We start from the raw sequence: 26706 nt of genomic DNA, 5'->3' as shown, positions 1-26706 counted from the left end.
CAGAATGAGCGAAAAAGGGACGGTTTTCGTCGCGCTGTTTTCCGGCATCAATGTCGGCGGCAACCGCATCGTCAAGATGGCGGAGTTGCGAGCCTTCTTCGAGGAACTCGGCTTTTCCGGTGTCGCCACCTATGTGCAGAGCGGCAACGCCGTCTTCCGGGCGAGGAAGGGCGACGCGGCCAGCCTGACCAAACAGCTGGAAGCAGCCTTCGAGAAGAAATGGGGCTTCTACTCGCGCATCATGGTGCGCGACCTCGGCTGGTTCGAGCGGCTGGTGAAGGAAAACCCCTATCCGCAGGTCGCCGGCGATCCGACCAAGCTCCATGCCTATGTGCTGGAGCGCGAGCCGACCGCCGAGGAGATCGCACGGCTTACCGACAAATGCACCGGTCCGGAAAGCTTCGAGATCAAGGGCGACGTGCTCTACCTGTATGCACCGAACGGGCTCGGCAAATCAGTGTTTGCCGGACTGATCCCACGCACCCTCAAAGTGCCCGGCACCGCGCGCAACTGGCGCTCGGTGCTGGCGCTGCTGGAGATGGCCGGCGGGGCGGACAGCTGACCACTAGGCCGCCGGAGCCTGTTTCCAGTCGAAAGTCAGTTCTTCACGGAAGGCGAAGCGCTTGATGTGGTCGGCGACGACTGCTTCCAGGCGCTCGAGCGAACCGGTCTCATCCGATGTCACCGCGATGTGGAGGGCGGTTGCATCGGCGTCCATGACGGTGCGGCCCATGGAGAGGTCGATGGTGCCGTGGGTCGGGTCGAACTCGACTGGGAATTTGTGCGCCCAATGCTTGCAAAGCTGCTGCAGGTAACGGCTGGCATGTTCGGTGGCGACGTCGGCGCGGCTGGTCGGCATGTATGAGTTCTCCGGGGAGGGCAGGCGCCCATGGCTTGACAGGGTGCCAGCCTTGCTAAGCTGGCGCGACAGCCGGGTACATAGGTGCCGTTATGCGAAACCGCAAAGGCCGCCGGGCGTCTCCGTCCGGCGGTACCCGCTCAAGATAATGTGATCGGCTACCAGCTTCCGGTGTTCGGCATCGAAGCCCAGGGCTCGGCCTTGGGCTTGGCCGGGCCCTTCTGCAGCAGCTCGAACGAGATGCCGTCCGGCGACTTGACGAAGGCCATGTTGCCGTCGCGCGGCGGCCGGTTGATGACGACGCCATTGTCCATCAGATGCTGGCAGGTGGCATAGATGTCGTCGACCTCATAGGCGAGGTGGCCGAAATTGCGGCCGCCCTTGTATTCCTCCGGATCCCAATTGTAGGTCAGTTCGATCAGCGGCGCCTTGTCGGCAATGCCGCTCTGCTCGTCCTCGGACGCGGCAAGGAAGATCAGCGTGAAACGCCCCTGCTCATTTTCGTGGCGGCGCACTTCCTTCATGCCGAGCTTGTTGCAGTAGAAATCGAGCGATGCATCGACGTCGGCGACGCGAACCATGGTGTGCAGATAGCGCATGTGATTTCCTCGATATGTTGGGGTGCGGCGCAACATAGGGGCCGCCCGGCCAAAGGGCAATTGCCGCATCCGGACGCGCCGGCAAACGACAAATCCGGTTTTCCTGTATTGAACCGTGAAAAAAGGCACGTCAGGCCTTGCACAGACCGGAATCCCCGGTGTTAATCTGATGTCAAGAATCAGTTGTGGTGTTCTTGAAAAAAGGGGGCGTTCTTATGGGGGAAAAGGCCTCTTTCACGGGGCGGGACGGAAGCCTTGACGACGCCTTGACGCGAGACAGTGGCGGCGACACCGCCGATCTTGTCGAAATCGCCGGTGCCATCAAGTGGTTTGACGTGGCCAAGGGCTACGGGTTCATTCTTCCGGATGATGGTGTATCCGGCGACATCCTCCTCCATGTGACATGCCTTCGAAAGGACGGGTTCCAGACCGCTCTGGAAGGCGCGCGCGTCGTCTGCCTCGTCAAGCAGGGCGAGCGCGGCCTGCAGGCTTTCCGGGTGCTGTCCATGGATGCCAGCACGGCGGTCCATCCTGCGGAGATGCAGGAGCAGCGCACCCACATCACGGTGACGCCCGAAAGCGGCCTCGAACGGGCGCTGGTGAAGTGGTTCAACCGCACCAAGGGATTCGGCTTCCTGACCCGCGGCGAAGGTACTGAGGACATTTTCGTCCATATGGAGACGTTGCGCCGCTACGGCATCACCGAGCTCAGGCCCGGTCAGGTCGTTCTGGTCCGCTTCGGCCGCGGCGACAAGGGCCTTATGGCCGCCGAAATCCACCCGGATGTGGGCACGTTGCCGGTCTCGCACTGAGGAGTGTTGATATTCAGCCGGCCTGCAAATGGCTGCTCGGCCTGACCTGAATCTCAACACACCTTGGAGCCTGATCCATCCCGGTTGAAGCGGGATGGGGTCTATCTTTTACTTGACCATCACCTTTTCCGAACCGAAGTTCTGGATTATGGCCCGGGACGAATTCCGGCCGAGGAAAATGTATGGCTCCCAGGAACTGGCTGACAGCGGGCGCGATGTGCGCCGCCTTGGCTTTCGCCGCGGCAGCGAGTGCCTATTTCTATTCGCAGCAGCCGACTGCGGCGGACGGCCAGGCAATGATCCTGCCCGTCGATCCGATGCCGCTGGTCGCGGTGACGAAGTCGGGCGAGCGCTCTTTTTCCATTGAAATCGCCGATACGTCCGACGAGCGCGAGGCCGGCCTGATGTTCCGCAAGGAGATGGCCGACGACCACGGCATGCTGTTCGTGTTCGAGAGCTCCGGGCCGCTGACCTTCTGGATGAAGAACACACCGATGCCGCTTGACCTGATCTTTGTCGGCCAGGACGGCAAGGTCCGCTCGATCAAGCGAGGCGAACCGGAATCCGAGGCGGTCATCTCGTCCGGCCTGCCGGTGCGCTTCGTGCTCGAACTCAAGGCGGGCACCGCCGCCAAGGACGGCATCGCGTATGGCGACCTGCTGCGCCACCCGGCAATCGGCACCGAACCCGGGTCCGCGATGCCGCCGGCGGACAAGGGCGACGCGCCGAACATCGATTCCAACTGAGCATTTCGGATTGCCGATGCAGTTTCTTTCCCATGACGGCCTCGATCTTGCGTTCCTCGATCGCCAGCCGGCGTCGGGCGATGGCGATCCGGTGCTGATGATCCACGGCTTTGCCTCCAGCCATTATGTCAACTGGGTGTCGCCCGGCTGGTTCAAGACGCTGAACGATGCCGGCTACCGCGCAATCGCTTTCGACAATCGCGGCCACGGTTCGTCGTCGAAGAGCTACAACGAGGCCGATTATACGCCCGCAAAAATGGCCTCGGACGGGGCAGCGCTGCTCGACCATCTCGGCATCGAGCGCGTGCATGTCATGGGCTATTCGATGGGCGCGCGTATTTCTGCATTCTTGGCATTGTCCGACCCGGACAAGGTGGCGACGCTGGTGTTCGGGGGTCTCGGCATCGGCATGGTCGACGGCGTCGGCGACTGGGATCCGATCGCCGCAGCATTGCTTGCGGACGATCCCGATGCCACGACCCATCCGCGTGGCCGCTCGTTCCGCGCCTTCGCCGACCAGACGCGCAGTGACCGCCGGGCACTGGCCGCCTGCATCGCCACGTCACGCGAATTGCTCAGCGAGGGCGACATGGCGCGCATTGCCCAGCCGACCCTGGTCGCCGTTGGAACGAAGGACGACATTGGCGGTTCACCGGACGAACTGGCGGCGCTGATGCCGAACGCCAGGGCTTTTCACATCGAGGGCCGCGACCATATGCTGGCGGTCGGCGACAAGAGCTTCAAACAGCGCGTGCTGGAGTTTTACGCCGAAAACCCCCTTTGAAGCAGCGGCGGCCCCGATGTCATCCGGCGCCGTACCCTTCAGCTTCGAACCAGAATTGCCATGGTCGACCTTCTCGTCACCTACATGGAGATGATCGCGCCGCCGTCCGGCGACGCCTTTGCGGCTCCCGCGGCGGGTGCGATGGTCGCGCACGAAACGCTCGATATCGCCGGCTTTGTCAGCCTCTACCGCGCCGTCGGCGAGCCTGTGCAGTGGGACCAGCGGCTGCGCATGGGTTCAGGCGAGCTCGAGCGGCTGCTCGCGCTTGCATCGACGCATATCCATGTCCTGCGTGTGGATGGCGAGGCCGCCGGTCTGTGCGAATTCAACGGCGTCGGCCAGGCGGACGTCGAGCTGACCCATTTCGGGCTCATCCCCAGATTTCAGGGCCGCAAGCTCGGTCCGTTCCTGCTCGACCGATCGCTTCGCGCCGCCTGGTCGCATCGGCCCAGAAGGCTCTGGCTGCACACCGACACCTTCGACCATCCCGGAGCGCAAGAGATGTACAGGCGCGCCGGCTTCAAACCCTATGCGCAACGCATGGAGACGTTTCCGGATTAGGGTTCGAGCGCTGCGATCGATCGCGCCATGTTGCGCCGGGCTTGCGGTTCGAACCGCTGCCGGAATTCCTCGGTGTGATAGATATGCGGGCGGGCGAGGAAATTCTTCAGCACCGCGCTGCGACCGGCCCGCCACATCGGTTCCTCGACCCAGCCATATTCGCGACGGACCGCCTGTTCATAGGCGTCGAACGCCTCCGGTGCGGCACCGAGGATCGAAAGGTCCATGTCGAGGAACAGCGCCGCGTCGCGGATGAAGTGCTCGTCGCCAAGCCTTTGAAGGCTGGGCAGTTCGTGCGTGGCGGTGGCGACGATCATCGTGGCGACACGGCCAAGACGTTCCGGATCGGTGCGGCCAGCGAGTTTTTCCTCGGCAAGCACTGCACTCCTGGCCTCGTTGTCCTTGGTCCGGCTGTCATAGATTGCGTCGTGGAACCAGATCGCTGCTTCGACGGCCCCAGGGTCGTGTAGCGAGGCGCGACAGTGCCTGGCCAGCGCCAGCATCGCCTCGATATGGGCGAGGTTGTGGTAGTGCCGATCCGGCGCCTGATAGAGCGCGGAAAGCGCGCGTTTCAGCGGCTCGTCGATCAAGGGTTCGTTTTCCATGGCTGCTTGATTTTCCATGAACCAAATCCATTTGACAGAGCACTAAGGAAAATTGAGTTCAATCCTGCTACGATCTGGCTTATATGTGCGGCCGGAGAATAGCCGGCAGGCCGGAGACCGTCGATGAACAGCATTACGATTGCCCGTCCCAGTGTGGTTCAGCCGGTCGATCCGATCTGGCGCTCGATCCGCGATGAGGCGATGGAAGCGGTCAACCGCGATCCGCTGCTGGCGGCGTTCCTCTATTCCACCATCCTCAATCAGGAAAGCCTGGAGGAAGCGGTCATCCACCGGTTGGCCGAGCGCCTCGACCATCAGGACGTCGGCTCAGACCTCATTCGCCAGACCTTCAAGTCGATGCTGGCCGACGACAAGGACTGGCCGACGACGGTGCGCGTCGATATCCAGGCCTATTACGATCGCGATCCGGCCTGCGACCGCTTCATCATGCCGGTGCTCTATTTCAAGGGTTTTCATGCCATCCAGACCCATAGGCTGGCGCATTGGCTGTGGAACCAGGGCCGCAGGGATTTCGCGCTCTATCTGCAGAGCCGCTCGTCCTCGGTGTTCCAGACCGACATCAATCCGGCCGCCCGCATCGGCAAGGGCATCTTCATCGATCATGCCACCGGCCTCGTCGTCGGCGAGACCGCGGTGATCGAGGACGACGTGTCGATCCTGCACGGCGTGACGCTCGGCGGCACCGGCAAGGCCGGCGGCGACCGTCATCCGAAGATCCGCCGTGGCGTGCTCATCGGCGCCGGCGCCAAGATCCTCGGCAACATCGAAGTCGGCCATTGCTCGAAGATCGCGGCGGGCTCGGTGGTGCTGTCGCCGGTGCCGCACAACAAGACGGTTGCCGGCGTGCCGGCGCGCGTCGTCGGCGAGACCGGTTGCGATCAGCCTTCGCGGCAGATGGACCAGCTTCTGCCGTCGCAGACGATGGACCACGTCGTCAGCTTCGACATCTGATTTTCGCGTCCGAGTGGGCAGCCGGATTCCGGGTGCCTGCTTCGGCCGCTCAGTTCCCGCGTCATATCCCTACGGCTTGCCTTTACATCGCCATCGTCTGCGTGTCAGAAGCGCGTTCCAACGAACAAGCCCGACATTTCGGAGAAGACTTTTGAAGCCGGACGAAATCAGAAAACTGGACGCCTATTTCAAGCGCGTCTTCCAGAATCCCAAGCTCCAGGTGAAGGCGCGTCCGCGCAAGGAGGATTCGGCCGAGGTCTATGTCGGCGACGAATTCCTCGGCATCGTCTTCAAGGACGAGGATGATGGCGACTACAATTTCTCGATGGCGATCCTCGACATCGATCTGGCCTGAGCCTGAATTCGCGGCTGGTCGGTGCTGCAGCGATGCGGCCCGGCCAGCCGTTTGCATTTGTGAATAGGCAACGAAGGGCTTTAGCGCCCTGTCTTCAGCGCATGCGCGGTCTGGGCGGCAATCGCGGCATCAAGCGCCTGCCAGTCGCCGAGAAACTCCCGCGGAAAGCGATAGGTGAGACTGAGGCCGTCGCCGACATGGATGTCGCGCTCGCAGGGCGCCAGCGATTCCTCGGCAGTCGGTCCGCTCAGGCAACGCGCGACGAACGGGTCCTTGCCTGGGCGCTTGGCGACCGCAAGCAGCTCGTTGAGGTAGCCTGATTTTTCGGTGAAGCGATAAAGCGTCGTGCCGCCTGGTCCCGCTGTGCCCGGCTGAGCGATCAAGGCGCTGTAGATCGGGGTGAAGCGGCCGCTCATGTCACGCGACATCATCTGTTGCTCGAACGACAGGAAGACGATGTCCCTGCTCGATCCGGTGTGATTGAAGTCGTCGCGGGCGGCGGCGCTGTAGCCGTCCATCTCGGGATATCGCAGATAGAGGTCGAGCCGCGAGGCGATGCCGTCACGCCGCGCCTGCTCGAACCGGATCATGTTTGCCGGCACGGCGATGACATTGTTGCCGATCACCACCTCATGGATCGTCGTGTCGTCGGTGTAGCCGGCCATGGCGATCGAGCGGCCAAGCCATTTGCCGCCCAGGCTGATCACCACCGACAACAGCGCCAGCGCCGCGAAAATATAGAACACCCGCTTCATCAGCGTGGAATCGACGATGTCGAATTCCGGACAGTTAGCGGCCGCTGCCTGCTTCATCGCAATCCCCGATGTCGTCGCCTGTAACTCTCCCGCAGGTGTCCTGGGGCGGCACACATGGCGCGGCATGGCTCTTGCAGCGCCCGTTTCGAAACCGACTGTGCGGTTTCATGGTAAACGGGAGGTAAAGATGGGCCCCGTGGAGCTCGTTCTGTTTGCTTTTGCGGTCGGCCTGACCGCATGCGGCCTGGCTGGATCGGCGATGGAGCTGATGTCGGGTCGCCGGCTTGCCTTTGCCGAACCCTATGTCTCACCGACGCATGTCCTGCGCTCGCTGGCCGCGACGGCTTGCGCCGGGCCGTTCATGCTGGTCAACGATGCCCTGGATGCCCGCAGGCAAGGCCGCATCTCGACCCTGGCGCTGATCTCCTGCGGCTGCACGGCCATCGCCTGGGCGCTGGCGCTGGGCGTTGTTCTGATCGCAATTGCGTCGTGGGCGAACACGCCCTTGGAGCAGTTCAGCTTTTGATAGGATGGCTGGCCCGCTAGGCACTTTTCCTGGAATTGCTCTAGTCTCGAACGACTACGTGGCTCGAGACGATTCGGAGACGAGATGCCGGCCTATGCGATCGACGGGAAAGCCCCCAGCTTCGAGGACGCCGACAGCAACTGGATCGCGCCGGACGCGACGCTGATCGGTGACATCAGGGTCGGCCGCAATGCCGGCTTCTGGTTCGGTGTCGTCATCCGGGGCGACAATGAGCCGATCGTCATCGGCGCCGAGACCAATGTGCAGGAACATACGGTCATGCACACCGATCCCGGCTTTCCGCTGACCATCGGCGAGGGCTGCACGATCGGCCACCGCGCGCTGCTGCATGGCTGCACGATCGGCGACAACAGCCTGATCGGCATGGGCGCGATCGTGCTCAATGGGGCGAGGGTCGGCAGGAATTCGCTGGTCGGCGCCGGCGCCCTGGTGACAGAAGGCAAGGAGTTCCCCGACAATTCGCTGATCGTCGGCTCGCCCGCGAAGGTGGTGAGGGAACTGGACGAAGCAGCGATCGCCAGGTTTCGCGGCTCGGCCGCACACTATGTCGCCAACGGCAAGCGGTTCAAGGAAGGGCTGAAGAAGGCCTGAGGTAAAATCCGGATAGGTCTTCGGCTCTTCCACTATGGTTGCGCACCACGATCGAGCATCAATCGGAACCGCGCCTGCGCATCGCATCACGCAGCAATGAAGCGCCGGCTTCGAAGCCGGCCGCATCGGCTTCCGCTAGGGCTGTCGTATAGTCATCGATGCGGGATTTGAGCGAGGGGTCGGCGCCCGCCGCCAGAAGCAGGCGGATCGCCTCTGCGTCGCGCATGGCCACCGCATAGTGGAGCGGCGTCCAGTCGTTGACGCCCCGCATGTTGGCGTCCGCGCCGTGGTCGATCAGGATGCGGATGATTTCGAGCTTGTCCGTCCGCTCGGTGGACAGTGCCGCGATGATCGAAGGAAATCCGGCGTGGTCCCCGTAGTTCGGATTCGAACCCGCATCGAGCAAGGTCGAGATGAAGGGAGATGAACTCCAGTAGATCGCATATTCCAGCGGATGGCCGAGGCCGAGCTCGAATGGCATCGCCTCGTCGTACCAGCGCGACGAGCCGCCGAGGGCCTTGGCAAGGCCCTCGAAGTCACCGGCCTTGAAGGCATCGTCGATGGCCTTGAACAGCCTGTGGCGCTCGCATCGGTCTTCCGGGATTTCCAGCATGACGGCGTCACTCGGATTTGCTTTTCCCTTTTTTCGCTGCAGCTTTGATCCGTATTCGCATGGCCCCACCTTTGGGATTTTCAATATCGAATGCGGCTGTATTCCTCACCAGGTCGCTAAGTTTGCTGAAGCCGTAGGTGCGAGGGTCGAAGTCGGAGAAGAGGTTTAAAAGCTGCTTGCCGAAGGTGCCTAGAAGCACCCAGCCATCTTCGCTTTCCATCTGGCCGATGACCTTCCGCAGTATGGGCGTCGCGGCGCTCGGCACCTCAAGTGGCTTTCTAGCCGGCGCAGCATCCTGACTATCCTCAGCGCCGCGGAGAAGGTTTTCGGTATAGACGAAACGGCGACATGCCTGCCGGAAACTCTCCGGGGTTTTCTGCTCCCCAAACCCGAACACATCAACGCCTTGTTCACGTATGCGTGCGGCAAGCCGGGTGAAGTCACTGTCGGAAGAGACCAGACAGAAGCCGTCGAAGCGACCACTGTGAAGCAGGTCCATCGCGTCGATCACGAGTGTGATATCGGAAGCGTTCTTCCCAGTGGTGTAAGCAAACTGCTGCTGCGGAATGATCGCGTGCTTCGACAAAACGTCAGCCCATCCCTTCGACCGGGCATTTGCGAAGTCACCATAGATGCGGCGGACGCTGGCCTCGCCGATCTTGGCGATCTCCTCGAACAGGCCGTCGACAATCTTGGCGGAAGCGTTATCAGCGTCGATAAGCACCGCCAAGCGCGGTGATCGGGGTTCGGTCGGCATGCAGGACTTCTCGCGGCTGGCGCACTCTCGGATTTCGAACTCTGGCCGGAGAAACCATGGCCGGACCCGGTTCGCGCTACTTGCTGTTGTAGCAGAGGCGGGCCGCAAACAGAAATCTGAGCTATTGAAACCGTATCTTCGATCAGAATTTCGACAGCTTACTCCAGAAATGGCGGAGCCGGCCCGGGGACGGGGCCGGCTCCTAAAACCCGGTCGTTGGGGACGGGGAGGGTGGGGACTCGACCGGGTTTTCTCCCTAGGCGCGTCGCATTCATGCGATGCGCTTAACCTCTTGCTCTATGCATGTCGTTATCCCAAACCGCTGCGCACTTTTTGGGCGACATGCATTGGCGCCCTCAGCGGACGCTGGCGACCGCGTCCTCGCGGCCATCGTTGATTGTCACCCAAACGCCCGAATTCTCCGTCGATTGGCGCTTCAGGTAGGTGTAGTCGGTGTCGGTCCAGGCCAGCACCTTGAGCTGCAGATTGTCGAGGATGAACTCGCCGAGGCTGGTGCGCACGGTGAGTACCGCATGGCCGTCGCCATTGGGCTGGCGCGCCACCGTCATCAGGAGGTCGCCGGCAGGGACGCCGATGTTCATCAGCTCGCGGCGCTTTTCCAGCGCATAGTCCTCGCAGTCGCCAAAGCCGCTGTCGGGATAGGACCAGACCTCTTCCTTGCCCCACATTTCCATGTCGGTGCGCGGCGTGATCCTGGTGTTGACCGAATTGTTGATGCTGACGATCTTCGCCCAGAGCTTGCGGGTCAGGTCGATCGGTGCCTGCCTCGGCGTCCTTTCGGTGCATTCTCCTGGAAGCTTCTGGCAGAATTCGTAGTGGCCGACCGGCTGGGTGGTGCGGCCGCCCGTGTGCATGAAGACCGGCCCTGCATAGGCTGTAGCCAAAGCGGAAAGCTGCATCGCCATTGCCATGAGCAACAGCTTGCCCCTCGTCTTCTTCATTGTTTTAGTCTCCCCGTTTGAGGAGACCTTGTCACAGGCGGATTTATTTGACGCAAAAACCCGAAGTAGACATTGAGTAAAACGCCAATAGAATAAACATAAAATTTGAATTAGTTTGATCTAAAATTGCTTGGACCTTCTCCGGAGCCGGCTTTTGCCGGTGTGCAACCCGTGTCTCAGCGTGGGTCATTTTGGTCGCAGGCGTCAGTGAGAACAACAAAAAAACCGGCCGCAATGGGCCGGTTCAATCGTCTGGCGGATTACCGCTCGTCAGGAGCGCGGCGCGTTGAATTCGGAGTCCAGGGTTTCCGGGCGCTGGATGACGGCGAATTCGACGGCGACGCCATCCTCGAAGTGACGCACCACCTGGCCGCGCATCGTGCCCAGCATGACCTGGATGCCGATGGCCGGCTTGACGTCGATCTCGATCGCCGCGCCCGACAGCGACAGGTCGATGATGCGGCACTGGTACTGGCGTCCGTCGGTAAGCTGGAGCACGCTCATCGGATTGCGCGGCGCGACGCGCTCGTGGCGGCGGTCTTCCGGCAGGTCGAGCTCGTGCTTGTTGGCGAGCCAGGTCAGCTGCGCGGCGAGCTTGTCCTTCTTGCGCTCCGAGGCAATGACGGTCATGGCGAAGCCGTCCTGCGAGGTGCGGGTGACGACGCCTTCGATGCGGCCGATGTGGTCGATATAGGCGATGACTTTTTCGCCGGGCATGCCGATGCGGTCGGTGCGCAACGCGACATTGCCAGGCGACATGTCGATCACTTGGCACGGGTGCTCGGTGCGGTCTTCCAGCATGAAGCGCCCATAGATCTTGACCCGGACGCGCTGAAAGTTACGCCTTTCGGCGTGGGACGGCGCGTAGTCGACCGCCGCTGACCTCATGACTGCCTACACCCCGTTGGCATTCCCGCGCGTCGATGCGAGGAATTTCACCCGGAAAAGTACAGCCATGCAGGTTAACAAAGAAGAAAAGTCCGCCGTCAGCCTTAAGATAAAACTTCAGATTTGAACTATTCCCCACGCCCGCCGTCGAACACCACGAGATGGCGGATGCGGCGCGCGCGGCCGAGCGCCGAAATCGTTTCGGGCGGGTCGTATTCGGAGGGGACAAGCGAGGGAACGCTGATCGCCGGCCGGTTCTTCAGGAACATCGGCTCCTTGTCCGGATCGACGACGCGGATCGAATCGATCAGTGCATCGGTGATCGGATCGGCACCTAGCCAGAACGGCCTTTCGGCGGCGCTGATGACGCCCATGCAGCGCGGATTCTCGACGCCGCCGTCGAGCGGCAGGGCAAGCAGTTCGAATTTGTTGGAACGGCCGTTGCGGCTAAAACCCTCATAGGTGATGAGCACCACCGACTTCTGGTCGAAGACGCCGTGAACCAGCCGCGCGACGAGCCGCTGGTCCTTCTCGCGCCACAGGGAGGGAAAGGAGAACCCCTTGAGTTCACGGCCATATCCGGCGCAAAGCCTGGTGCCGGCAAGCCGGAACACCGCTTCGCCGCGCGTATCCCTTTCGAGGATGAACGTGTCGGCAAGCAGCGATTTGATGTCGGCAGGCTCCACTTCCGAACGCTTCGGGGCGGAGCGCCCATCACGCAGCCGGTTCCAATAATGGAACAGCGTGATCGATCCGTTCTGGTTCATTTTGTGCTCTTCCGCGCAATCTGTCTTTTCATGTCCCATCGGCGAACAGACAGGGCGCCCTCCGATGACTACATGCGTTGCGTTGCAGGATGCGTGCCAGCATCGTTAACACTTGTTCACGGGTCGGGGACGTTAAGGTTAACAAGTGGTTTACGTTGCTGTCCGGCGGCGGCTGTGGCACACCAAAACCACTCCAAAAACGGTCGTTTCGCAACGATCGGCAGCACTTCAGTCAAGAGTTCAGGGGAGCAGGGGACTCGACCAGCCGTTCAAGGGGGGACCTTGAACGGCTTCTTTTTTGATTCGCGCCGGATGATTCGTTCCGGCGATTCGCCGCCGTGCGATCTGCTGGAGCGATTCACCGTTTCACGGAAACGCAGAACCGCTCTATCCTTTTGTTTTGACGCGATTCCGGACGGAAAACCGCTACGCACTTTTGCCGGAATTGCTTTAGCTGCGCGGCGGTCGCATCCCTATTTGCGCAACCGCAATGCGGATGGCCTTGCCCGGGCCGCGCCAGCTCCAGCGCGGTGGCACCGGCCGGTCGAGACGCTCGGCGAAAAGCCACAGCGCGACCGCGGCCATGGCGGCGATATGCCCATACGCAACCAGCAAGGGCAACAGCATCAATGTCCAGCATGAGCCGACACACCAGACGCCGTGCGCCGCACCGAAATGGATCGCGTCGAGATCGGCCGCCGGCCCGAACGCGGCCAGCTCCGGCCGGACGTGGCATCGATTGAGACAAATCTGCTTGGCGGGCGAAATCTGCCAAACAAGGGCAAGAATTGCCGCTGCCGTGAGCGGCAGCCAAGATGCCGGAGCGGTCAGCCCAACCGCGAAGGCCAAGGACAGCAGCACTGCGCCCGCAACCATCCAGCTTGCGGCATAGCCGGCAACGAAGAGCGCTACGGCACGCGCACGGCGTCGCGGGAAGCAGCGATCGCGGATGTGGCGCACCGGCGCGATCAGCAAGGGCGCCATCATGGCCGCAAGCATCAGCGCCCAGCTGCCGGCGAGCGATGCTGGCGGGTTGAGCGCCAGCACCAGGTCGAGCGAAGCGGCGGAAGGCGCGGCCCACAGCGCTCCGGCCGAACAGAAGGCGGGAAGCGTCATCCCCGTCGCCTCCATCGCAACGACGATCCAGGCAAGCATGCTGATCGACAGCATCGGCGCCTGGATGTCGCTTCCGGCCGGCTGGCGTCATCGCCGGAGCTCCGCTCAAACGCCCTGGCGGAAGATGCTGATGCGCCCGATGCTGATCTTCGCCTTCTTGGGGACTGGCTTCACCGGCACGATGCGAACGTCGAGCGCGCTGACGTCGAGCGCATTGTCGAGATGCAGCGCGTCGACGATTTTTGTTACCAGCACGAAGGTCAGGCCTTTTCCTGCGTGCTCTTCGTCCGTAAGGCTCGCCTTACGAACACCAAACAAAGCGATGCTGCCCGCCAGCCGTTCGGGATATTTGGCGGGATCAGCCCCCTTGGGCAGCGCGACATAGACGTGGAATGCAGTAGCGTCGGATAGGCCGCGGACATTTTCGAGGTTGAGGAATACGCGGTCGGGCTCGCCGGTCGTGGCTGCCTCGGTAAGGCTCGCCGACACCTTGCTGCGCATGCCTGCATCGAGCTGCACGGATGTGCTGGCTTCGTCGCCGCTGATCGGCAGCGCCTTGCGATTGGCGCCGACCAGCTCGACATTCTTCCCGCTCGCCAGGCGCTGCTGGGCAGCGGGACGGACGAACTCAGATAGCCGAGCTGTTTCCAGAGCGACCGGTCGATGCCGTGGATGGCACCATAGAAACGCCAGCTCGTCGGCTTGGCGAGCGCTCGCGACTTCATCGCTGCAACACCTCGTGCGTACCACACGATCGGCGCGGCCCAGTCATTGCCGAGTTCCCAGACGTTCTTACGCATGTACTGCATGATCGCCTCCCTCAAACATGGCCGATGAATTATTTGCTCGACGTTATGTCCCCAAAGCATTGATGTACAAGTGGAGTCACCGTTGCTTCGATAAATATTTTCCTATGTGAGTAATTTCACAGAGCATGAGGGATCGGCAAACTAAGATGGCCGATGGCGCAGGACAAACATCGAAAGCAAGACAAGCATCGAAATGTTTGCAATGCCGCCGAATTTTCAAAATCGAAATAAGCGGGCGCCTCCACAAAACAATCGTCGACCACGGTCCCCGGCATCTGCTTCGGCAAGGCGGCCGGTTTCGACCCGGTCCGCCATGGCTGGCGTCGGCGCATGGGCAGCAGTGCAATGGAGCTTGAAACCATAGACGGGAGGACATCATGGCCAATCAGGACATCGCAGAAACCATCGCGTCGGTCGGTTACGCGAAGGTCATCGTAACACTGACCCCGGTTGGGCTCGGGGTCGGTCTTGCGGCGGCGCGAGGCGGCGTCGACAGTTCAGCGTCTCGGGACGCCGAAGCGCAATTGCAGGATCACTTTATCGTCCCCAGCGAAGCACAGCAGGAAAGCCTGGCGCTCGACGCCCGGGCTTCCGCCAGCCGCAACTTCCGGCGCGCCGTGGATCCGGCCACGCGCCGCATGCGCGTCTATCCACATCTGGGTCTCGCCACGGGCTTTGTCGATGCAGCCGGCATGGCTGCCCTCGAGACGAGTCCGACTGCGGGGAGCATCGTCAAGGCGCCGGAATTGAGCCTCATCCGACCGACGAGCATCAGGCCGGCTCGGCCCAGGAAAACGGTGAGCTGGGGGCTGCGCCGGCTGGGCGTGGAGGATATGTGGAATGCAGGGTTCGACGGCAAGGGTGTCGTCGTTGGCCATCTCGATACGGGCATCGACGGCAACCATCCGTCGCTCAAGGGGGCCATCTTCGATTTCGCCGAGTTCGACCTGGCAGGCGACAAGGTCCCCGACGCCAAGCCGCATGACAGCGACGAGCACGGCACCCACACGGCCGGCACCATAGTCGGACGGGCGGGAGAGAAGGGTGCCTTCGGCGTTGCGCCGGGAGCGCAGATTGCCAGCGCCATGGTGATCGAAGGCGGCCAGGTGATCGACCGGATTTTGTCCGGGATGGATTGGATTATCGAAAAGAAGTGTCCCATTCTCAGCATGTCGCTGGGCTTGCGGGGCTTTACGCCCGCATTCCAGCAGATCATCAATGCGCTGCGTGCTGGCGGCGTGCTGCCGGTTTTCGCGGTCGGCAATGAAGGGCCGATGACCAGCCGTTCCCCCGGCAATTATGACAATGTCCTTTCCGTAGGGGCAATGGATCAGGCGGACGCGGTGGCGTCGTTCTCGAGCAGTCAGAAATTCGACCGGCCGGCGGATCCGCTGGTGCCCGATCTGGTGGCGCCTGGGGTCGGGATCCTGTCCTGCATCCCAGGCGGAAAGTTTGCCGAAATGGACGGCACGTCCATGGCGACGCCGCATGTCGCGGGGCTGGCCGTGCTGCTCAAGCAGGCAAGGCCGGCAGCGAGCATCGACCAGATCGAGCAGGCGATCATCGGCTCCTGCACATTGCCGGCGGGCATGCTGAAGGCACGCGGCAACCGAGGGCTGCCCGACGTGCGGCGCGCCTTCCAGTTGCTGACGGGTTCGCCTTTGCCAGTGAAAGGCCCGGCAGTCGCAGTGGCTTCGCGGCGGAAGGTCGCCAAAGCAAAGCCGGTCACCAGACGCGCGACCAAATCGACGGGCAAGAAAGTTGCGGCTGCCAGAATTTAGTCCTTTGCGCGTCCCAAATGGATGCGTGGTGCTGCAGCGTGGCATCCGAAATTCGCATCGTCCCGAAAGGGCTGCGAATTTCGGACCCATGGCCGTCGAAGCCGAAACCTGCCGCCTGTCATTTGCAAGATCGGGCCTATATATTGCTGCAGGGAAACCGGAGGCTTGCGGCATGGCCGATGAAAAGACATCTCAGGAATGGAGCCCGGCGGCCATCAAAGACGAGCTTGAGCGCCAGGCGCGCTCCGGCAAGCCGGTGAGTGCGCAGGTTTTCTTCAACGACGACGTCGCCGGCGCAGCATTGCCCGAGACCGTTTCGCGCGTGATCGAGCAGGCCGAAAAAAGCGTCGGAAAGCCTGGCGCGGTGACATTGGGAAAGGTCCGTCCTTCGGCCAACTCCGCATCCGTGAGCGGAGATCCCGACGCCATAGGCGCCATGCTCGAGAGCGCCGAGGTCAAGACAGTATTGCCGAACGTCGTCGACGACATCTTGCCGAAACCGGTCAAGCGAGAGTTGCGCTAGGGGCTCCAGGTAAGCCTCTTTTGAACGCGCGGCGAAATCGCGCCAATTGTAGTCGCCAATCGAGCAACCTGGCGGTGCTCAAGCCTGCCGTGAAAACAAGCTGCCCGCGGCCATACGGCGAAGTGGGGTTCCCGTGGCGCTTGCCAGGGGGAGCGCTCGTCCGGCGGAGGCGGAGAGAAAAATTCCCGCTCAGACCCGCTTTGCTCTAAATGCTCAACATCCGAATCCCTGGAACAGATGTGAATGAGCGAACCGGCAAGTCCTTCCGAAACCGAACAGCAGGATGAGGCCGCGGAGCCGCGCCGCGAGCCGGTGTTCAACCTGCCGCCGGTGGTGCTGGCGGTGATCGGCATCTGCGTCGCCGTCCACCTGATCCGCGTCTACGGGCTCACCGACGACCAGGATTTTGCCCTGCTGGTGCGGACTGCCTTCGTGCCGATCCGCTACTCCGGCCAGTTCGATCTCGATGTCTACGCGTTCACCAGCCCCTTCACCTATGCCTTCCTGCATGGCGGCTTCGCGCATCTGGCCATCAACATGGTGTGGCTCGCGGCTTTCGGCTCGCCGCTGGCGAACCGGTTCGGCACGTTCTGGTTCTCGCTGTTCTTCGCCGCCACCGGACTGGCGGCGGTGGTGCTGTTCTGGGCCGTGCATCCGCTCGGCCAGGCGCCGCTGGTCGGCGCTTCGGGCGCCATTTCAGGCATGATGGGGGCGGCGGCGCGCTTTGGGTTCCGCATCGACCGCTCTTCGGGCAAGGCCGGCTTTGCCGGTGCGCCGCTGCCGATCGCGGAGGTGCTGCGCTCGCGCGGCGTCATGACCTTTCTCGGCGTCTGGATGGTGATCAATCTCGTCACCGGCCTTATCGGCTTTGCACCCGGTGTTGACAGCCAGATCGCCTGGGAAGCCCATATTGGCGGCTTTGTCGCCGGCTTCTTCGGCGTACGCCTTTTCGATCGGCGCCAGCAGGACGTCCACGCAGACGAGCAATGACCGCCGCACTTGAAATGCAACCAATCACGGCGCACGATGTTCACTGGAACGTGAATGCCGGTCAGGGCAGGAACCGGCAAAGCAAAAGCTGAGGAGGACGCCATGACTGTTAAGGCAATTCTCGAGAAGAAAGGCCATGACGTGTTGACGCTCGGGCCGAACGAAAAGCTGAGCGAAGCTATTCGTATCCTGACCGAACACAGGATTGGCGCGCTGGTCATCACCAATGGCGATCACAAGATCGTCGGCATTCTTTCCGAACGCGACATCGTACGGGTGATCGCCAGGGAAGGAGCGGCAGCACTTGAAATCCCGGTGCGCTCGGCGATGACGCCCAAGGTGAAGATCTGCAACGAGAACCACACCGTCAACGAGGTCATGGAAATCATGACCAAGGGCCGCTTCCGTCATCTGCCGGTGGAAAGAGACGGCCTGCTCTACGGCATCGTGTCGATCGGCGACGTGGTCAAGCGGCGCATCGAGGATGTCGAGCGCGAGGCCGAGGAAATCAGGGCCTATATCGCCACCGCCTGAGCGGACAAGGGAAACCGCCGGCCGGAAGCCGACCGGCGGAGCCCTATGCTACCTGTTGTCGAGTTCGGCGCGGACGAGTTCGAGCCCGCGCCAAGCGGCTGGAAAGTCCGGTTCTGCGGCTTTGCGCTTGTCTCATGGAACGGTTTGCACTAGCGAAGTTGCAAATCAGAATGTGCGTTTCGCACATTACAGTCGTTCCAATTGCAGGCTCCCATGACCATCATCGATACCCGCACGCCCGACGCCAAACGCCTGATCCCCGGCGCTACCGGCGATTGGGAAATCATCATCGGCCTCGAGGTGCATGCGCAAGTGACCTCGGAAGCAAAACTGTTTTCCGGCGCCTCGACGGCGTTCGGCGCGGCGCCCAACGCCAATGTCAGCCTGGTCGATGCGGCGATGCCGGGCATGCTGCCGGTCATCAACGAGGAATGCGTCAAACAGGCGATCCGTACCGGGCTGGGGCTGAAGGCCGAGATCAACCACAAATCGGTCTTCGACCGGAAGAATTACTTCTATCCGGACCTGCCGCAGGGCTACCAGATCTCGCAGTTCAAGCAGCCGATCGTCGGTGAGGGCAAGGTGATCGTCTCGGTCGGTCCGGATCGGCAGGGCGAGTTCGAGGACATCGAGGTCGGCATCGAGCGGCTGCATCTGGAGCAGGATGCCGGCAAGTCGATGCATGACCAGCATCCAACCATGTCCTATGTCGACCTCAACCGCTCGGGCGTGGCGCTTATGGAGATCGTCTCCAAACCTGACATGCGCTCCGCCGACGAGGCCAAAGCCTATGTCACCAAGCTGCGCACCATCGTGCGCTATCTCGGTACCTGCGACGGCAACATGGACGAGGGTTCGATGCGCGCCGACGTCAACGTCTCGGTGCGCAAGCCGGGCGGCGAATTCGGCACGCGCTGCGAGATCAAGAACGTCAACTCGATCCGCTTCATCGGCCAGGCCATCGACTATGAGGCACGCCGGCAGATCGCCATTCTGGAGGATGGCGGCAAGATCGACCAGGAGACGCGGCTGTTCGACCCCAACAAGGGCGAGACGCGCTCGATGCGCTCCAAGGAAGAAGCGCATGACTACCGCTATTTTCCGGATCCCGACCTTTTGCCGCTGGAATTCGACCAGGCCTATGTCGATGCCCTGGCGAAAGACCTGCCGGAACTGCCCGACGACAAAAAGGCGCGGCTGATCGCCTCGCTGGGGCTATCGACCTACGACGCCTCGATCCTGGTGTCGGAAAAGCCGATTGCCGACTATTTCGAGCAGGTGGCCTCGGGGCGCGACGGCAAGCTCGCCGCCAACTGGGTCATCAACGACCTGCTCGGCGCTCTCAACAAGGCCGGAAAAGATATTGAAAATGCTCCGGTTTCGCCCGATCAGCTGGGTGCGGTCATCGATCTCATCAAGGAAGGCACCATTTCCGGCAAGATCGCCAAGGACCTGTTCGAGATCGTCTGGAACGAGGGCGGCGATCCGCGCCAACTGGTCGAAAGTCGCGGCATGAAGCAGGTCACCGACACCGGCGCTATCGAGAAGGCGGTGGATGACGTCATCGCCGCCAATCCGGACAAGGTCGAGCAGGCGCGCGCCAAGCCGACCATGGCCGGCTGGTTCGTCGGCCAGGTGATGAAGGCGACCGGCGGCAAGGCCAATCCGCAGGCAGTCAACGACCTGGTCAAGGACAAACTCGGTATCGAGTAGGGCAATGTTCGTCCGTACCGCCAGCGAGCGCGATCTTGCCGCGGTGCGGGCCTTGCTGGTCGAAACCTGGCATGCCACCTACGACGCCATCTATGGCGTCGAGCGGGTCACCGAAATCACCGGCGATTGGCACTCGATCGCTTCGCTCCGGACGCGGCTGACGCGGCCGAACTCCGAATTCCTGGTCGCCGATGACGGCAAGCGTCTCGGCGGCATGGCCTTCGCCGCTGCCACCACGGAGCCGAAGATCATCCTGCTGAACCAGCTCTACGTGCATCCATCCTGCCAGCGGCAGGGGATCGGCCGGGCATTGCTGGAAGAGGTCGAGGTCAGCTTCCCCGAAGCGCTTACGCTGCGCCTCGAGGTGGAGGAAGTTAACACGGTGGCTATCGCCTTCTACCGCTCGAATGGTTTCTTGCCGACCGGCAAGACTGCCGATTGCGGCGGCCGGTCGGGGTTGCCGGCATTGATCTTCGAGAAGACGATCGGATAGGTCGCCTGCGGCCTGCACGTGCCGAGCGAGGAACAAGCGCTTCGCGACGGTGCACGGACGGCCGCAAGCGCTGGTTGCGAAGGCTCCGAACTAGGCGGAGGGAATCTCCACATTGTCGATCAGCCTGGTCTTGCCGAGCCATGCGGCGGCGAGCAGGCGGCCGTCGCTGCCGCGCCGCCAGGGAGCGAGCGTCAGGCTTTCGCGCGCGGCGACATAGTCGACCCGCTGGAAGCCCGCTTCGACAAGGGCGCGGGCGGCCGCATCGGTCGCGCCGGCTTCATCCGCGCTGCCCGTCAGCGCACTCGCTGTCCGGCGCAGGATCGCGTTGAGTTTTCGCGCTACCTCGAGTTCGGCTTCGCCGAGATAGGCGTTGCGCGACGACATGGCGAGACCGTGCGCGTCGCGCACCGTCGGCGCGCCGATGATTTCGACCGGCAGGTCAAGGTCTCGGCAAAGCTGCCTGACGACGCAAAGCTGCTGGTAGTCCTTTTCGCCGAAGATCACATAGTCGGGCAGGGTTTGCAGGAAGAGCTTGGCCACGACCGTGGCGACGCCGTCGAAGAAGGTCGGCCTGAAGTCCGATTCGAGACCGGCGGAGGGGCCGCCGACCGAGATTTTTGTGGCGAAGCCGGCCGGGTACATCTCGGACACAGTCGGCGTAAATGCCAGATGCGCACCGGCTTCCGCCAGCCGCTCGAGATCGTGGGCCAACTGGCGCGGATACTTTTCGAGGTCTTCGGTTGGGGCGAACTGCGTCGGATTGACGAAGATCGAGACGAGGCAACGATCCGCCTTTTCGAGCGCGATCCTGACCAGCGAGATATGGCCGTCATGCAGCGCGCCCATGGTCGGAACCATGGCGATGCGCAGGCCGTCCTGCCGCCAGGCGCGGATTTGCGCGCGCAAGGTGGCAACGCTGTCGACGACGATTGGTCGGCTCATGCCTTGTCCTTGCTTGGCCTAGCTGGAAAAACGTGGTCGGGGCCGGGAAATGTGCGGCTGCGCACCTCGGCGGCATAGCGTGCCGCCGCATCGGAGATCACGCCGCGCAGTGCGGCATATTCCTTGACGAATTTCGGCACCCGATCGACGGTCATCCCGACCATGTCGTCGATGACCAGGATCTGGCCGTCGCAGTCGGCGCTGGCGCCGATGCCGATTGTCGGAATGGCGAGGCGCCGCGTGAGGTCGGCGGCGACGGTCTCGACCGTGCCTTCTATGACGACAGAGAACGCGCCGGCTTTTTCCACCGCCTCGGCGTCGCGAAACAGGGCCGCCACATTCTCCTCGGTCCGACCCTTGATCTTGTAGCCGCCATCCTTTTCCACCGATTGCGGCTGCAGGCCGATATGGCCCATGACAGGAATGCCGGCCGCGACAATTGCCGCGATCTGTTCGGCGACATCGATGCCGCCTTCCAGCTTGACCGCCTGGCAGCCGGTCTCGTCGACAACCTGTCGTGCCGAGGCCAAGGCCTGGGCGGTGGAGGTCTCATAGCTGCCGGCCGGCATGTCGACGACGACGCAGGCTTTGGCCGAGCCGCGCATCACGGCTTGCCCATGAGCGATCATCATTTCCAATGAGGCGCCGAGCGTCGTCTTGTGGCCATGCAGCACCATGGCGACGCTGTCGCCGACCAGGAGCAGGTCGACATGGTCGTCGAGCAGGCGGGCTACCGGGTAGGTATAGGCCGTCAGGCAGACGATCGGCACGCCGCCCTTGCGGCGGCGAATGTCGTCAGGGCCGATCCGGACATCGGCGGACATTTCTGGGGCCAATCCTCACCTCCCTCAGCCGGCACCGGGCCGGGCGCCCGCTGCCGGGCGAGCCGAGCTTTAGAAAGACAAGCAGTGCTTGGCAAGCCGGCTTCCGCCAACCGCGCTGCTGCATCGATTTAGCGCACGGACCATTTGCGTCGCCCGCGCGGCAAAACCCTTGCCTTCGCGAAGGCCTGACGCCATAAGCAGGAAACAGGCGCCGCCGCTGCCGCCGCGAGGATCTGGATGAAAACTTTCCTTCTGCAGTTTTTCACCTGGTGGAACAGCCAGACACTGGGAACCCGCTTCCACACCTGGCGTCACGGCAAGCAGGTCGGCCAGGACGAGGCCGGCAACGTCTATTACGAGGGCGGTGTCGATTCGGAAGGCCGCACCCGCCGCTGGGTCATCTATCGCGACTATTCGGAAGCTTCGGCCATCCCGCCGGGCTGGCACGGCTGGATCCACCACCGCGTCGATACCGCGCCGCCGAGCGAGGAGTACCGGCCGCGCGAGTGGCAGAAGCCGCATCAGCCGAACCTCACCGGCAGTGCCGCGGCCTACAGGCCGAAGGGTTCGGTGCTGACCAACCAGCATCGCCCGCAAGTGACCGGCGACTACGACGCCTGGACGCCCGGTTCGTAATCGGCCATCACCGCGCCGATCGGTCCTTTGTCGCCACAATTGACGTTTAGCTGCTTGCTGATCTGAAAACGGCGACTAGCCTTGGCGATTGAAAGAATCACCCGGGCGCAACCACCGGTATCCCTGCATGAGCATCTTCAGCCGAATTTCGATGGCCGGACTGACGGCAACCGCTCTTGTCGCCTGCACGGGGACGTTTGCCGCCGCGCAGACGCCGGCAGCGCCTGCAGCGCCGGCCGTGGCCGAGCGCATCACCAATCCGGTCGCCGAATTCGCCGGCATCGACAAGATCACCGGCCGCATCATCACCTTCGACGTCTATATCGACGAGACGGTGCAGTTCGGCGCTCTGCAGGTGACGCCGCGCATCTGCTATTCGCGGCCGGAGACCGAAGAGCCGAAGACCGATTCCTTCGTCGAGGTCGACGAGATCACGCTCGACCGCAAGATCCGCCGCATCTTCACCGGCTGGATGTTCGCCGAAAGCCCCGGCCTGAACGCCGTGGAGCACGCCGTCTATGACGTCTGGCTGAAGGCCTGCAAGCAGAAGTCGGACGTACCGCCACCCGACGCCGCCAAGAACGGTGCACCACAGGTCGATACGTCCAAGCCCAAGGCCGCCGCCGCTCCGGCGCCGACCGAGCCGGACGCCGACAGCACCAACTGATCCAATACCAATTGATCCGGGAGGAACCGCTTCGCCTGCCACACGTTGGCAACGAGCGACCGCGCACATTGCGCATGGAGGATCTTGCGATGTCAGCAATCAAGCAGATGACGGCCAGCAAGAAGGAATTGCTCGACCTTGAAAAGGGGTTTTGGACCGGCGATGCGGCCTACTATGCCGCCAATGCCGATGCCGAATGCCTCGTGGCCTTTCCTGAGATGGCGCAGGCGATCAGCAACGCCGATCTCGCCAAAACCGCCAGCAAGCCAAACCGCTGGCGCGATCTCGACATCGACGTGAAGGGCATGGTCGAGCCGGGCAGCGATATCGTCATGCTGACCTATGAGGCCCACGCCACAAGGGAGAACGGTGAAGCCTATGCGGCACTGGTCAGTACCGGCTACGTGCATCGCAGCGATGGCTGGAAGATGATGTTCCATTCGCAGACTCCGATGGAACCTGCGAAAGGCTGACGAAACAGTCCGTTACGGAAAAAAGATCGCCTCGCCCTTCAGTGCGTCGGCCAGCATCTTTTCATACTTGCCGCGCGGCACGTCGACGGCGCCGAAGCGCTTGAGGTGCTCGGTGGTGAATTGCGTGTCGAGCAGCGCGAAACCGCGCGCCTTCAACCGCTCGACGAGATAGAAAAGGCAGGTCTTGGACGCGTCCGTCTCCCGGGCGAACATGCTCTCGCCGAAGAACACGCGGCCCAGCGAGACGCCGTAGAGGCCGCCGACCAGCCGCTCCTCGCGCCATGCCTCGACCGAATGGCAATGGCCCAGCCGATGCAACTCGACATAGGCTTCACGGATCGGTGCGTTGATCCAGGTCGAGCGGCGTTCCTCCCGCTTCTCGGCGCAGCCGTCGATCGTCGCCTCGAAATCGAAGTCGAAGCGGATGTCGAACGGGTGCTTGCGGATCGTCTTCTTCAGGCTCTTCGGCGTGTGGAAGCCGTCGAGCGGAATGATGCCGCGCGTCTCCGGCCGCACCCAGAACACTTCGGGGTCGCTGGCGCTTTCGGCCATCGGAAACACGCCGGACGCATAGGCCTTCAGCAGAAGGTCGGTCGGGATGCGATAGCCGGGCGCGTAGGGGCGGGTCATCGCAGCATTATAGCTTACGAGTTCGCGACCTCATCACCCTTGGCCAGGTATTTCTCCAGCCAGTGGATGTCGTAGTCGCCGTTGGCGATATCGGCATTGCCGACCAGATCGCGGAACAGCGGCAGCGTCGTCTTGATGCCGTCGACGACGAATTCGTCGAGCGCGCGGCGCAACCGCATCATGCATTCGACGCGGTTGCGGCCGTGCACGATCAGCTTGCCGATCAGGCTGTCGTAATAGGGCGGGATCTTGTAGCCGGAGTAGACGCCGGAATCGACACGGATGCCGAGGCCACCCGGCGTGTGGAAATGGGTGATCGTGCCGGGCGAGGGCGTGAAGGTGCGCGGGTCCTCGGCATTGATGCGGCATTCGATGGCGTGGCCGTTGAACTTGATGTCCTCCTGGCGCACCGAAAGCCCGCCTCCGGACGCAACGCGGATCTGCTCATGCACCAGGTCGATGCCGGTGATCGCCTCGGTCACCGGGTGCTCGACCTGCAGGCGGGTGTTCATTTCGATGAAGTAGAATTCGCCATTCTCGTAGAGGAATTCGATGGTGCCGGCGCCGGAATAGCCGAGATCGGCGACGGCGCTGGCGCAGATGCCGCCGATGCGTGCGCGCTCCTCGGCATTGAGCGCCGGCGAATTGGCTTCTTCCCAGACCTTCTGGTGGCGGCGCTGCAGGGAACAGTCGCGCTCACCGAAATGCACGCCGCGACCGGCGCCGTCGCCGAACACCTGCAATTCGATATGGCGCGGCTTTTCCAGGTATTTCTCGATGTAGACGGCATCGTCGCCGAAGGCAGCACCCGCTTCCGAGCGCGCTGTCTGCAGCGCAACCTCGAGATCCTCCTCGGTGCGCGCCACCTTCATGCCGCGGCCGCCGCCGCCGGCCGAGGCCTTGATGATCACGGGATAGCCGATCCCCGCGGCAATGCGCTTGGCTTCCTTCTCTTCGGTGACCGCGCCGTCAGAACCGGGCACGACCGGAATGCCCAGGCGTTTGGCGGTGCGCTTGGCTTCGATCTTGTCGCCCATGATGCGGATATGATCGCCCGACGGGCCGATGAAGGTGATGTTATGCGCGGCGAGGATGTCGGCGAATTTGGCGTTTTCCGACAGGAAGCCATAGCCCGGATGCACCGCGTCGGCGCCGGTGATCTCGCAGGCGGCGACGATCTGGTGGATGTTGAGATAGCTGTCGCGCGACGGCGGCGGGCCGATGCAGACGCTCTCGTCGGCGAGCCTGACATGCATGGCGTCGGCGTCGGCGGTCGAATGCACCACCACCGTCTGGATGCCGAGCTCCTTGCAGGCGCGCAGCACCCGGAGGGCGATTTCGCCTCGATTGGCGATGAGGATTTTCTGGAACATGTTTCGGCTGTTCCCGGCTCTACTCGATCACGACGAGCGGCATGCCGTATTCGACCGGCTGGGAATCTTCGAACAGGATGGCCGTTACCGTGCCGGCGCGGGGCGAAGGGATCTGGTTCATCGTCTTCATCGCTTCGATGATCAAAAGCGTCTGGCCTTCCTTGACCTTCTGGCCGATCTCGATGAACGGCTTGGCGTCTGGCGAGGGCGCCAAATAGGCGGTGCCGACCATGGGCGAGGGGACCGCGTTCTTGGAGATGTCGGCCGCAGCCGGTGCTGCGGCGGCCGCCGGCTGTGCTGCCGCGGAGACATAGCTAGGCTGGGGTGCGGCAATCGCATGCACGGCGGGCGCCTGCCGCGACACGCGCACCTTCAGATCGCCCAGCTCGACCTCGATCTCGGTGAGGTTGGTGTCGTTCAGTATGCCTGCCAGGTCGCGGATCAGCTGCTGGTCAACACCGGTCTTCTTTATCGACATTTTCGAGCCTTCTGTTTGTTGGCCGGTCACAGGCGTGCCGCCAGCGCCTGCAGCGCGAGCGTGTAGCCGAGCGGCCCGAATCCGCAGATCATGCCGACGGCGACCGGCGAGACCATGGAGACGTGGCGGAACGGTTCCCGCGCGTGGATGTTGGAAAGATGCACTTCGGCGACCGGCAGCGGCGCGACGGAACGGATGGCATCGTGGATGGCAATCGAGGTGTGGCTGTAGGCGCCCGGATTGATGACGATGCCGGCTGCCTTGTCGCCGGCTTCCTGGATCCAGTCGACGAGGTCGCCCTCATGGTTCGACTGACGGAAATCGATTTCGAGACCAAGTGCTGCACCCGCCTGCTTGCAGTCGTCGGCGATGGCGGCAAGCGTCTTTCCGCCATAGATCCCCGGCTCGCGCTTGCCGAGCGCGTTGAGATTGGGACCGTTCAGAACGAAAATCGTTTTCAAGAATGCCGACCTTTCCCAGCGCCGGCCTCAGCCGGCGCGCTGGGCCCTCTATAATGGGCATAGACGCCTGCGAAAAGAGCGCAAGTGCGT

35 protein-coding genes are annotated in these 26706 nt (G+C 62.6%); 18 read left to right on the top strand and 17 right to left on the bottom strand.

What is annotated here, in order from left to right; all coding sequences use genetic code 11:
• The first annotated feature begins 4 nt into the window (after nucleotides 1–4).
• Entirely contained in the window at nucleotides 5–562 is a 558-nt protein-coding gene (locus DH08_RS01500) for a DUF1697 domain-containing protein (RefSeq protein WP_192177559.1), read from the top strand.
• A gap of 3 nt (nucleotides 563–565) precedes the next feature.
• Here the strand turns inward: DH08_RS01500 and DH08_RS01495 are convergent, their stop codons facing one another.
• Complete coding sequence (locus DH08_RS01495) at nucleotides 566–859, bottom strand: DUF2218 domain-containing protein (RefSeq protein ID WP_192177558.1); 294 nt, start codon at nucleotides 857–859, stop codon at nucleotides 566–568.
• A 158-nt stretch (nucleotides 860–1017) separates the two neighbouring features.
• Entirely contained in the window at nucleotides 1018–1458 is a 441-nt protein-coding gene (gene gloA / locus DH08_RS01490; RefSeq protein ID WP_192177557.1) for a lactoylglutathione lyase, read from the bottom strand.
• Between the two features lie 215 nt (nucleotides 1459–1673).
• On the opposite strand from gloA, the gene DH08_RS01485 reads away from it, so the two are divergent.
• From DH08_RS01485 to DH08_RS01470, 4 genes are all read left to right on the top strand, one after another.
• On the top strand, nucleotides 1674–2270 hold the full coding sequence (locus tag DH08_RS01485; protein ID WP_006200859.1) for a cold-shock protein: 597 nt from the start codon (nucleotides 1674–1676) through the stop codon (nucleotides 2268–2270).
• Between the two features lie 182 nt (nucleotides 2271–2452).
• On the top strand, nucleotides 2453–3016 hold the full coding sequence (locus DH08_RS01480) for a DUF192 domain-containing protein (RefSeq protein ID WP_192177556.1): 564 nt from the start codon (nucleotides 2453–2455) through the stop codon (nucleotides 3014–3016).
• A 16-nt stretch (nucleotides 3017–3032) separates the two neighbouring features.
• Nucleotides 3033–3800 (top strand): alpha/beta fold hydrolase, encoded by a 768-nt coding sequence (locus DH08_RS01475; RefSeq protein ID WP_192177555.1) that lies wholly within the window; start codon nucleotides 3033–3035, stop codon nucleotides 3798–3800.
• Between the two features lie 60 nt (nucleotides 3801–3860).
• Complete coding sequence (locus DH08_RS01470) at nucleotides 3861–4361, top strand: GNAT family N-acetyltransferase (RefSeq protein ID WP_192177554.1); 501 nt, start codon at nucleotides 3861–3863, stop codon at nucleotides 4359–4361.
• Here DH08_RS01470 and DH08_RS01465 read toward each other — a convergent pair.
• On the bottom strand, nucleotides 4358–4966 hold the full coding sequence (locus DH08_RS01465) for an HD domain-containing protein (protein WP_192177737.1): 609 nt from the start codon (nucleotides 4964–4966) through the stop codon (nucleotides 4358–4360). The genes DH08_RS01470 and DH08_RS01465 overlap by 4 nt on opposite strands.
• A 123-nt stretch (nucleotides 4967–5089) precedes the next feature.
• Between DH08_RS01465 and cysE the strand changes: the two genes are divergently transcribed.
• Entirely contained in the window at nucleotides 5090–5938 is an 849-nt protein-coding gene (cysE, locus tag DH08_RS01460; RefSeq protein ID WP_006200853.1) for a serine O-acetyltransferase, read from the top strand.
• Between the two features lie 151 nt (nucleotides 5939–6089).
• The gene (locus DH08_RS01455; RefSeq protein ID WP_027166457.1) at nucleotides 6090–6293 is read left to right on the top strand and encodes a DUF3126 family protein; all 204 of its coding nucleotides are present in this window, start codon (nucleotides 6090–6092) and stop codon (nucleotides 6291–6293) included.
• 80 nt (nucleotides 6294–6373) lie between these two features.
• On the opposite strand, the gene DH08_RS01450 is transcribed toward DH08_RS01455, so the two are convergent.
• A complete protein-coding gene (locus tag DH08_RS01450) occupies nucleotides 6374–7105 on the bottom strand; it encodes a hypothetical protein (RefSeq protein WP_192177553.1) in 732 nt (243 codons plus the stop codon).
• 130 nt (nucleotides 7106–7235) lie between these two features.
• Between DH08_RS01450 and DH08_RS01445 the strand changes: the two genes are divergently transcribed.
• Nucleotides 7236–7574 (top strand): DUF6949 family protein, encoded by a 339-nt coding sequence (locus tag DH08_RS01445; protein WP_192177552.1) that lies wholly within the window; start codon nucleotides 7236–7238, stop codon nucleotides 7572–7574.
• Between the two features lie 84 nt (nucleotides 7575–7658).
• Complete coding sequence (locus DH08_RS01440; protein ID WP_192177551.1) at nucleotides 7659–8186, top strand: gamma carbonic anhydrase family protein; 528 nt, start codon at nucleotides 7659–7661, stop codon at nucleotides 8184–8186.
• Nucleotides 8187–8244: 58 nt separating this feature from the next.
• On the opposite strand, the gene DH08_RS01435 is transcribed toward DH08_RS01440, so the two are convergent.
• From DH08_RS01435 to DH08_RS35745, 7 genes are all read right to left on the bottom strand, one after another.
• Nucleotides 8245–8799 (bottom strand): ankyrin repeat domain-containing protein, encoded by a 555-nt coding sequence (locus DH08_RS01435; protein ID WP_192177550.1) that lies wholly within the window; start codon nucleotides 8797–8799, stop codon nucleotides 8245–8247.
• Nucleotides 8800–8806: 7 nt separating this feature from the next.
• On the bottom strand, nucleotides 8807–9556 hold the full coding sequence (locus DH08_RS01430) for an NYN domain-containing protein (RefSeq protein ID WP_192177549.1): 750 nt from the start codon (nucleotides 9554–9556) through the stop codon (nucleotides 8807–8809).
• 356 nt (nucleotides 9557–9912) lie between these two features.
• Entirely contained in the window at nucleotides 9913–10518 is a 606-nt protein-coding gene (locus DH08_RS01425) for a transglutaminase-like cysteine peptidase (RefSeq protein ID WP_192177548.1), read from the bottom strand.
• Between the two features lie 270 nt (nucleotides 10519–10788).
• Nucleotides 10789–11406, bottom strand: coding sequence for a PilZ domain-containing protein (locus DH08_RS01420; RefSeq protein WP_192177547.1), 618 nt, complete (start codon nucleotides 11404–11406; stop codon nucleotides 10789–10791).
• 128 nt (nucleotides 11407–11534) lie between these two features.
• Entirely contained in the window at nucleotides 11535–12173 is a 639-nt protein-coding gene (locus tag DH08_RS01415; protein ID WP_192177546.1) for a PAS domain-containing protein, read from the bottom strand.
• Between the two features lie 450 nt (nucleotides 12174–12623).
• Complete coding sequence (locus DH08_RS01410) at nucleotides 12624–13343, bottom strand: DUF2182 domain-containing protein (protein WP_192177545.1); 720 nt, start codon at nucleotides 13341–13343, stop codon at nucleotides 12624–12626.
• 51 nt (nucleotides 13344–13394) lie between these two features.
• On the bottom strand, nucleotides 13395–14039 hold the full coding sequence (locus DH08_RS35745; protein WP_210328494.1) for a DUF7868 domain-containing protein: 645 nt from the start codon (nucleotides 14037–14039) through the stop codon (nucleotides 13395–13397).
• Between the two features lie 436 nt (nucleotides 14040–14475).
• Here DH08_RS35745 and DH08_RS01400 point away from each other — a divergent pair, with 436 nt between their 5' ends.
• From DH08_RS01400 to DH08_RS01375, 6 genes are all read left to right on the top strand, one after another.
• Entirely contained in the window at nucleotides 14476–15879 is a 1404-nt protein-coding gene (locus tag DH08_RS01400) for a S8 family peptidase (RefSeq protein ID WP_192177543.1), read from the top strand.
• A gap of 88 nt (nucleotides 15880–15967) precedes the next feature.
• Nucleotides 15968–16402, top strand: a complete 435-nt coding sequence (locus tag DH08_RS01395) for a hypothetical protein (protein WP_192177542.1) — start codon at nucleotides 15968–15970, stop codon at nucleotides 16400–16402.
• A gap of 243 nt (nucleotides 16403–16645) precedes the next feature.
• A complete protein-coding gene (locus DH08_RS01390; RefSeq protein WP_192177541.1) occupies nucleotides 16646–17392 on the top strand; it encodes a rhomboid family intramembrane serine protease in 747 nt (248 codons plus the stop codon).
• A 102-nt stretch (nucleotides 17393–17494) separates the two neighbouring features.
• The gene (locus DH08_RS01385; protein ID WP_006200834.1) at nucleotides 17495–17926 is read left to right on the top strand and encodes a CBS domain-containing protein; all 432 of its coding nucleotides are present in this window, start codon (nucleotides 17495–17497) and stop codon (nucleotides 17924–17926) included.
• A 213-nt stretch (nucleotides 17927–18139) separates the two neighbouring features.
• A complete protein-coding gene (gene gatB, locus DH08_RS01380) occupies nucleotides 18140–19639 on the top strand; it encodes an Asp-tRNA(Asn)/Glu-tRNA(Gln) amidotransferase subunit GatB (RefSeq protein ID WP_192177540.1) in 1500 nt (499 codons plus the stop codon).
• A 4-nt stretch (nucleotides 19640–19643) separates the two neighbouring features.
• The gene (locus tag DH08_RS01375) at nucleotides 19644–20132 is read left to right on the top strand and encodes a GNAT family N-acetyltransferase (RefSeq protein WP_192177539.1); all 489 of its coding nucleotides are present in this window, start codon (nucleotides 19644–19646) and stop codon (nucleotides 20130–20132) included.
• Between the two features lie 90 nt (nucleotides 20133–20222).
• Here the strand turns inward: DH08_RS01375 and panC are convergent, their stop codons facing one another.
• Entirely contained in the window at nucleotides 20223–21074 is an 852-nt protein-coding gene (gene panC / locus DH08_RS01370; protein WP_192177538.1) for a pantoate--beta-alanine ligase, read from the bottom strand.
• Nucleotides 21071–21898, bottom strand: a complete 828-nt coding sequence (panB, locus tag DH08_RS01365) for a 3-methyl-2-oxobutanoate hydroxymethyltransferase (RefSeq protein WP_246800650.1) — start codon at nucleotides 21896–21898, stop codon at nucleotides 21071–21073. Before panB ends, panC begins: the two co-directional genes overlap by 4 nt.
• 237 nt (nucleotides 21899–22135) lie before the next feature.
• Between panB and DH08_RS01360 the strand changes: the two genes are divergently transcribed.
• The 3 genes from DH08_RS01360 (at nucleotide 22136) to DH08_RS01350 (ending at nucleotide 23674) form a co-directional block, all read left to right on the top strand.
• Nucleotides 22136–22534, top strand: a complete 399-nt coding sequence (locus DH08_RS01360; protein ID WP_006200827.1) for an NADH:ubiquinone oxidoreductase subunit NDUFA12 — start codon at nucleotides 22136–22138, stop codon at nucleotides 22532–22534.
• 127 nt (nucleotides 22535–22661) lie between these two features.
• Nucleotides 22662–23201, top strand: a complete 540-nt coding sequence (locus DH08_RS01355; protein ID WP_192177536.1) for a DUF2155 domain-containing protein — start codon at nucleotides 22662–22664, stop codon at nucleotides 23199–23201.
• 89 nt (nucleotides 23202–23290) lie between these two features.
• Nucleotides 23291–23674: a hypothetical protein gene (locus DH08_RS01350; protein WP_192177535.1), complete on the top strand. Its 384-nt coding sequence runs from the start codon at nucleotides 23291–23293 to the stop codon at nucleotides 23672–23674.
• Between the two features lie 12 nt (nucleotides 23675–23686).
• Here the strand turns inward: DH08_RS01350 and aat are convergent, their stop codons facing one another.
• From aat to aroQ, 4 genes are read right to left on the bottom strand one after another with little or no spacing between them, the layout of a single operon-like run.
• Entirely contained in the window at nucleotides 23687–24304 is a 618-nt protein-coding gene (aat, locus tag DH08_RS01345; RefSeq protein ID WP_192177534.1) for a leucyl/phenylalanyl-tRNA--protein transferase, read from the bottom strand.
• Between the two features lie 14 nt (nucleotides 24305–24318).
• Nucleotides 24319–25677, bottom strand: coding sequence for an acetyl-CoA carboxylase biotin carboxylase subunit (gene accC, locus DH08_RS01340; protein ID WP_192177533.1), 1359 nt, complete (start codon nucleotides 25675–25677; stop codon nucleotides 24319–24321).
• Between the two features lie 19 nt (nucleotides 25678–25696).
• Nucleotides 25697–26155, bottom strand: a complete 459-nt coding sequence (accB, locus tag DH08_RS01335; RefSeq protein WP_192177532.1) for an acetyl-CoA carboxylase biotin carboxyl carrier protein — start codon at nucleotides 26153–26155, stop codon at nucleotides 25697–25699.
• Between the two features lie 26 nt (nucleotides 26156–26181).
• On the bottom strand, nucleotides 26182–26616 hold the full coding sequence (gene aroQ / locus DH08_RS01330) for a type II 3-dehydroquinate dehydratase (RefSeq protein ID WP_192177531.1): 435 nt from the start codon (nucleotides 26614–26616) through the stop codon (nucleotides 26182–26184).
• Nucleotides 26617–26706: the final 90 nt, after the last annotated feature.

The sequence above is a fragment of the Mesorhizobium amorphae genome (genome assembly GCF_014843845.1).
Taxonomy (GTDB): Bacteria; Pseudomonadota; Alphaproteobacteria; order Rhizobiales; family Rhizobiaceae; genus Mesorhizobium; species Mesorhizobium amorphae_A.
Note: the sequence above shows the minus strand (reverse complement) of the source record. Positions and strands in the feature narration are given on the sequence as shown.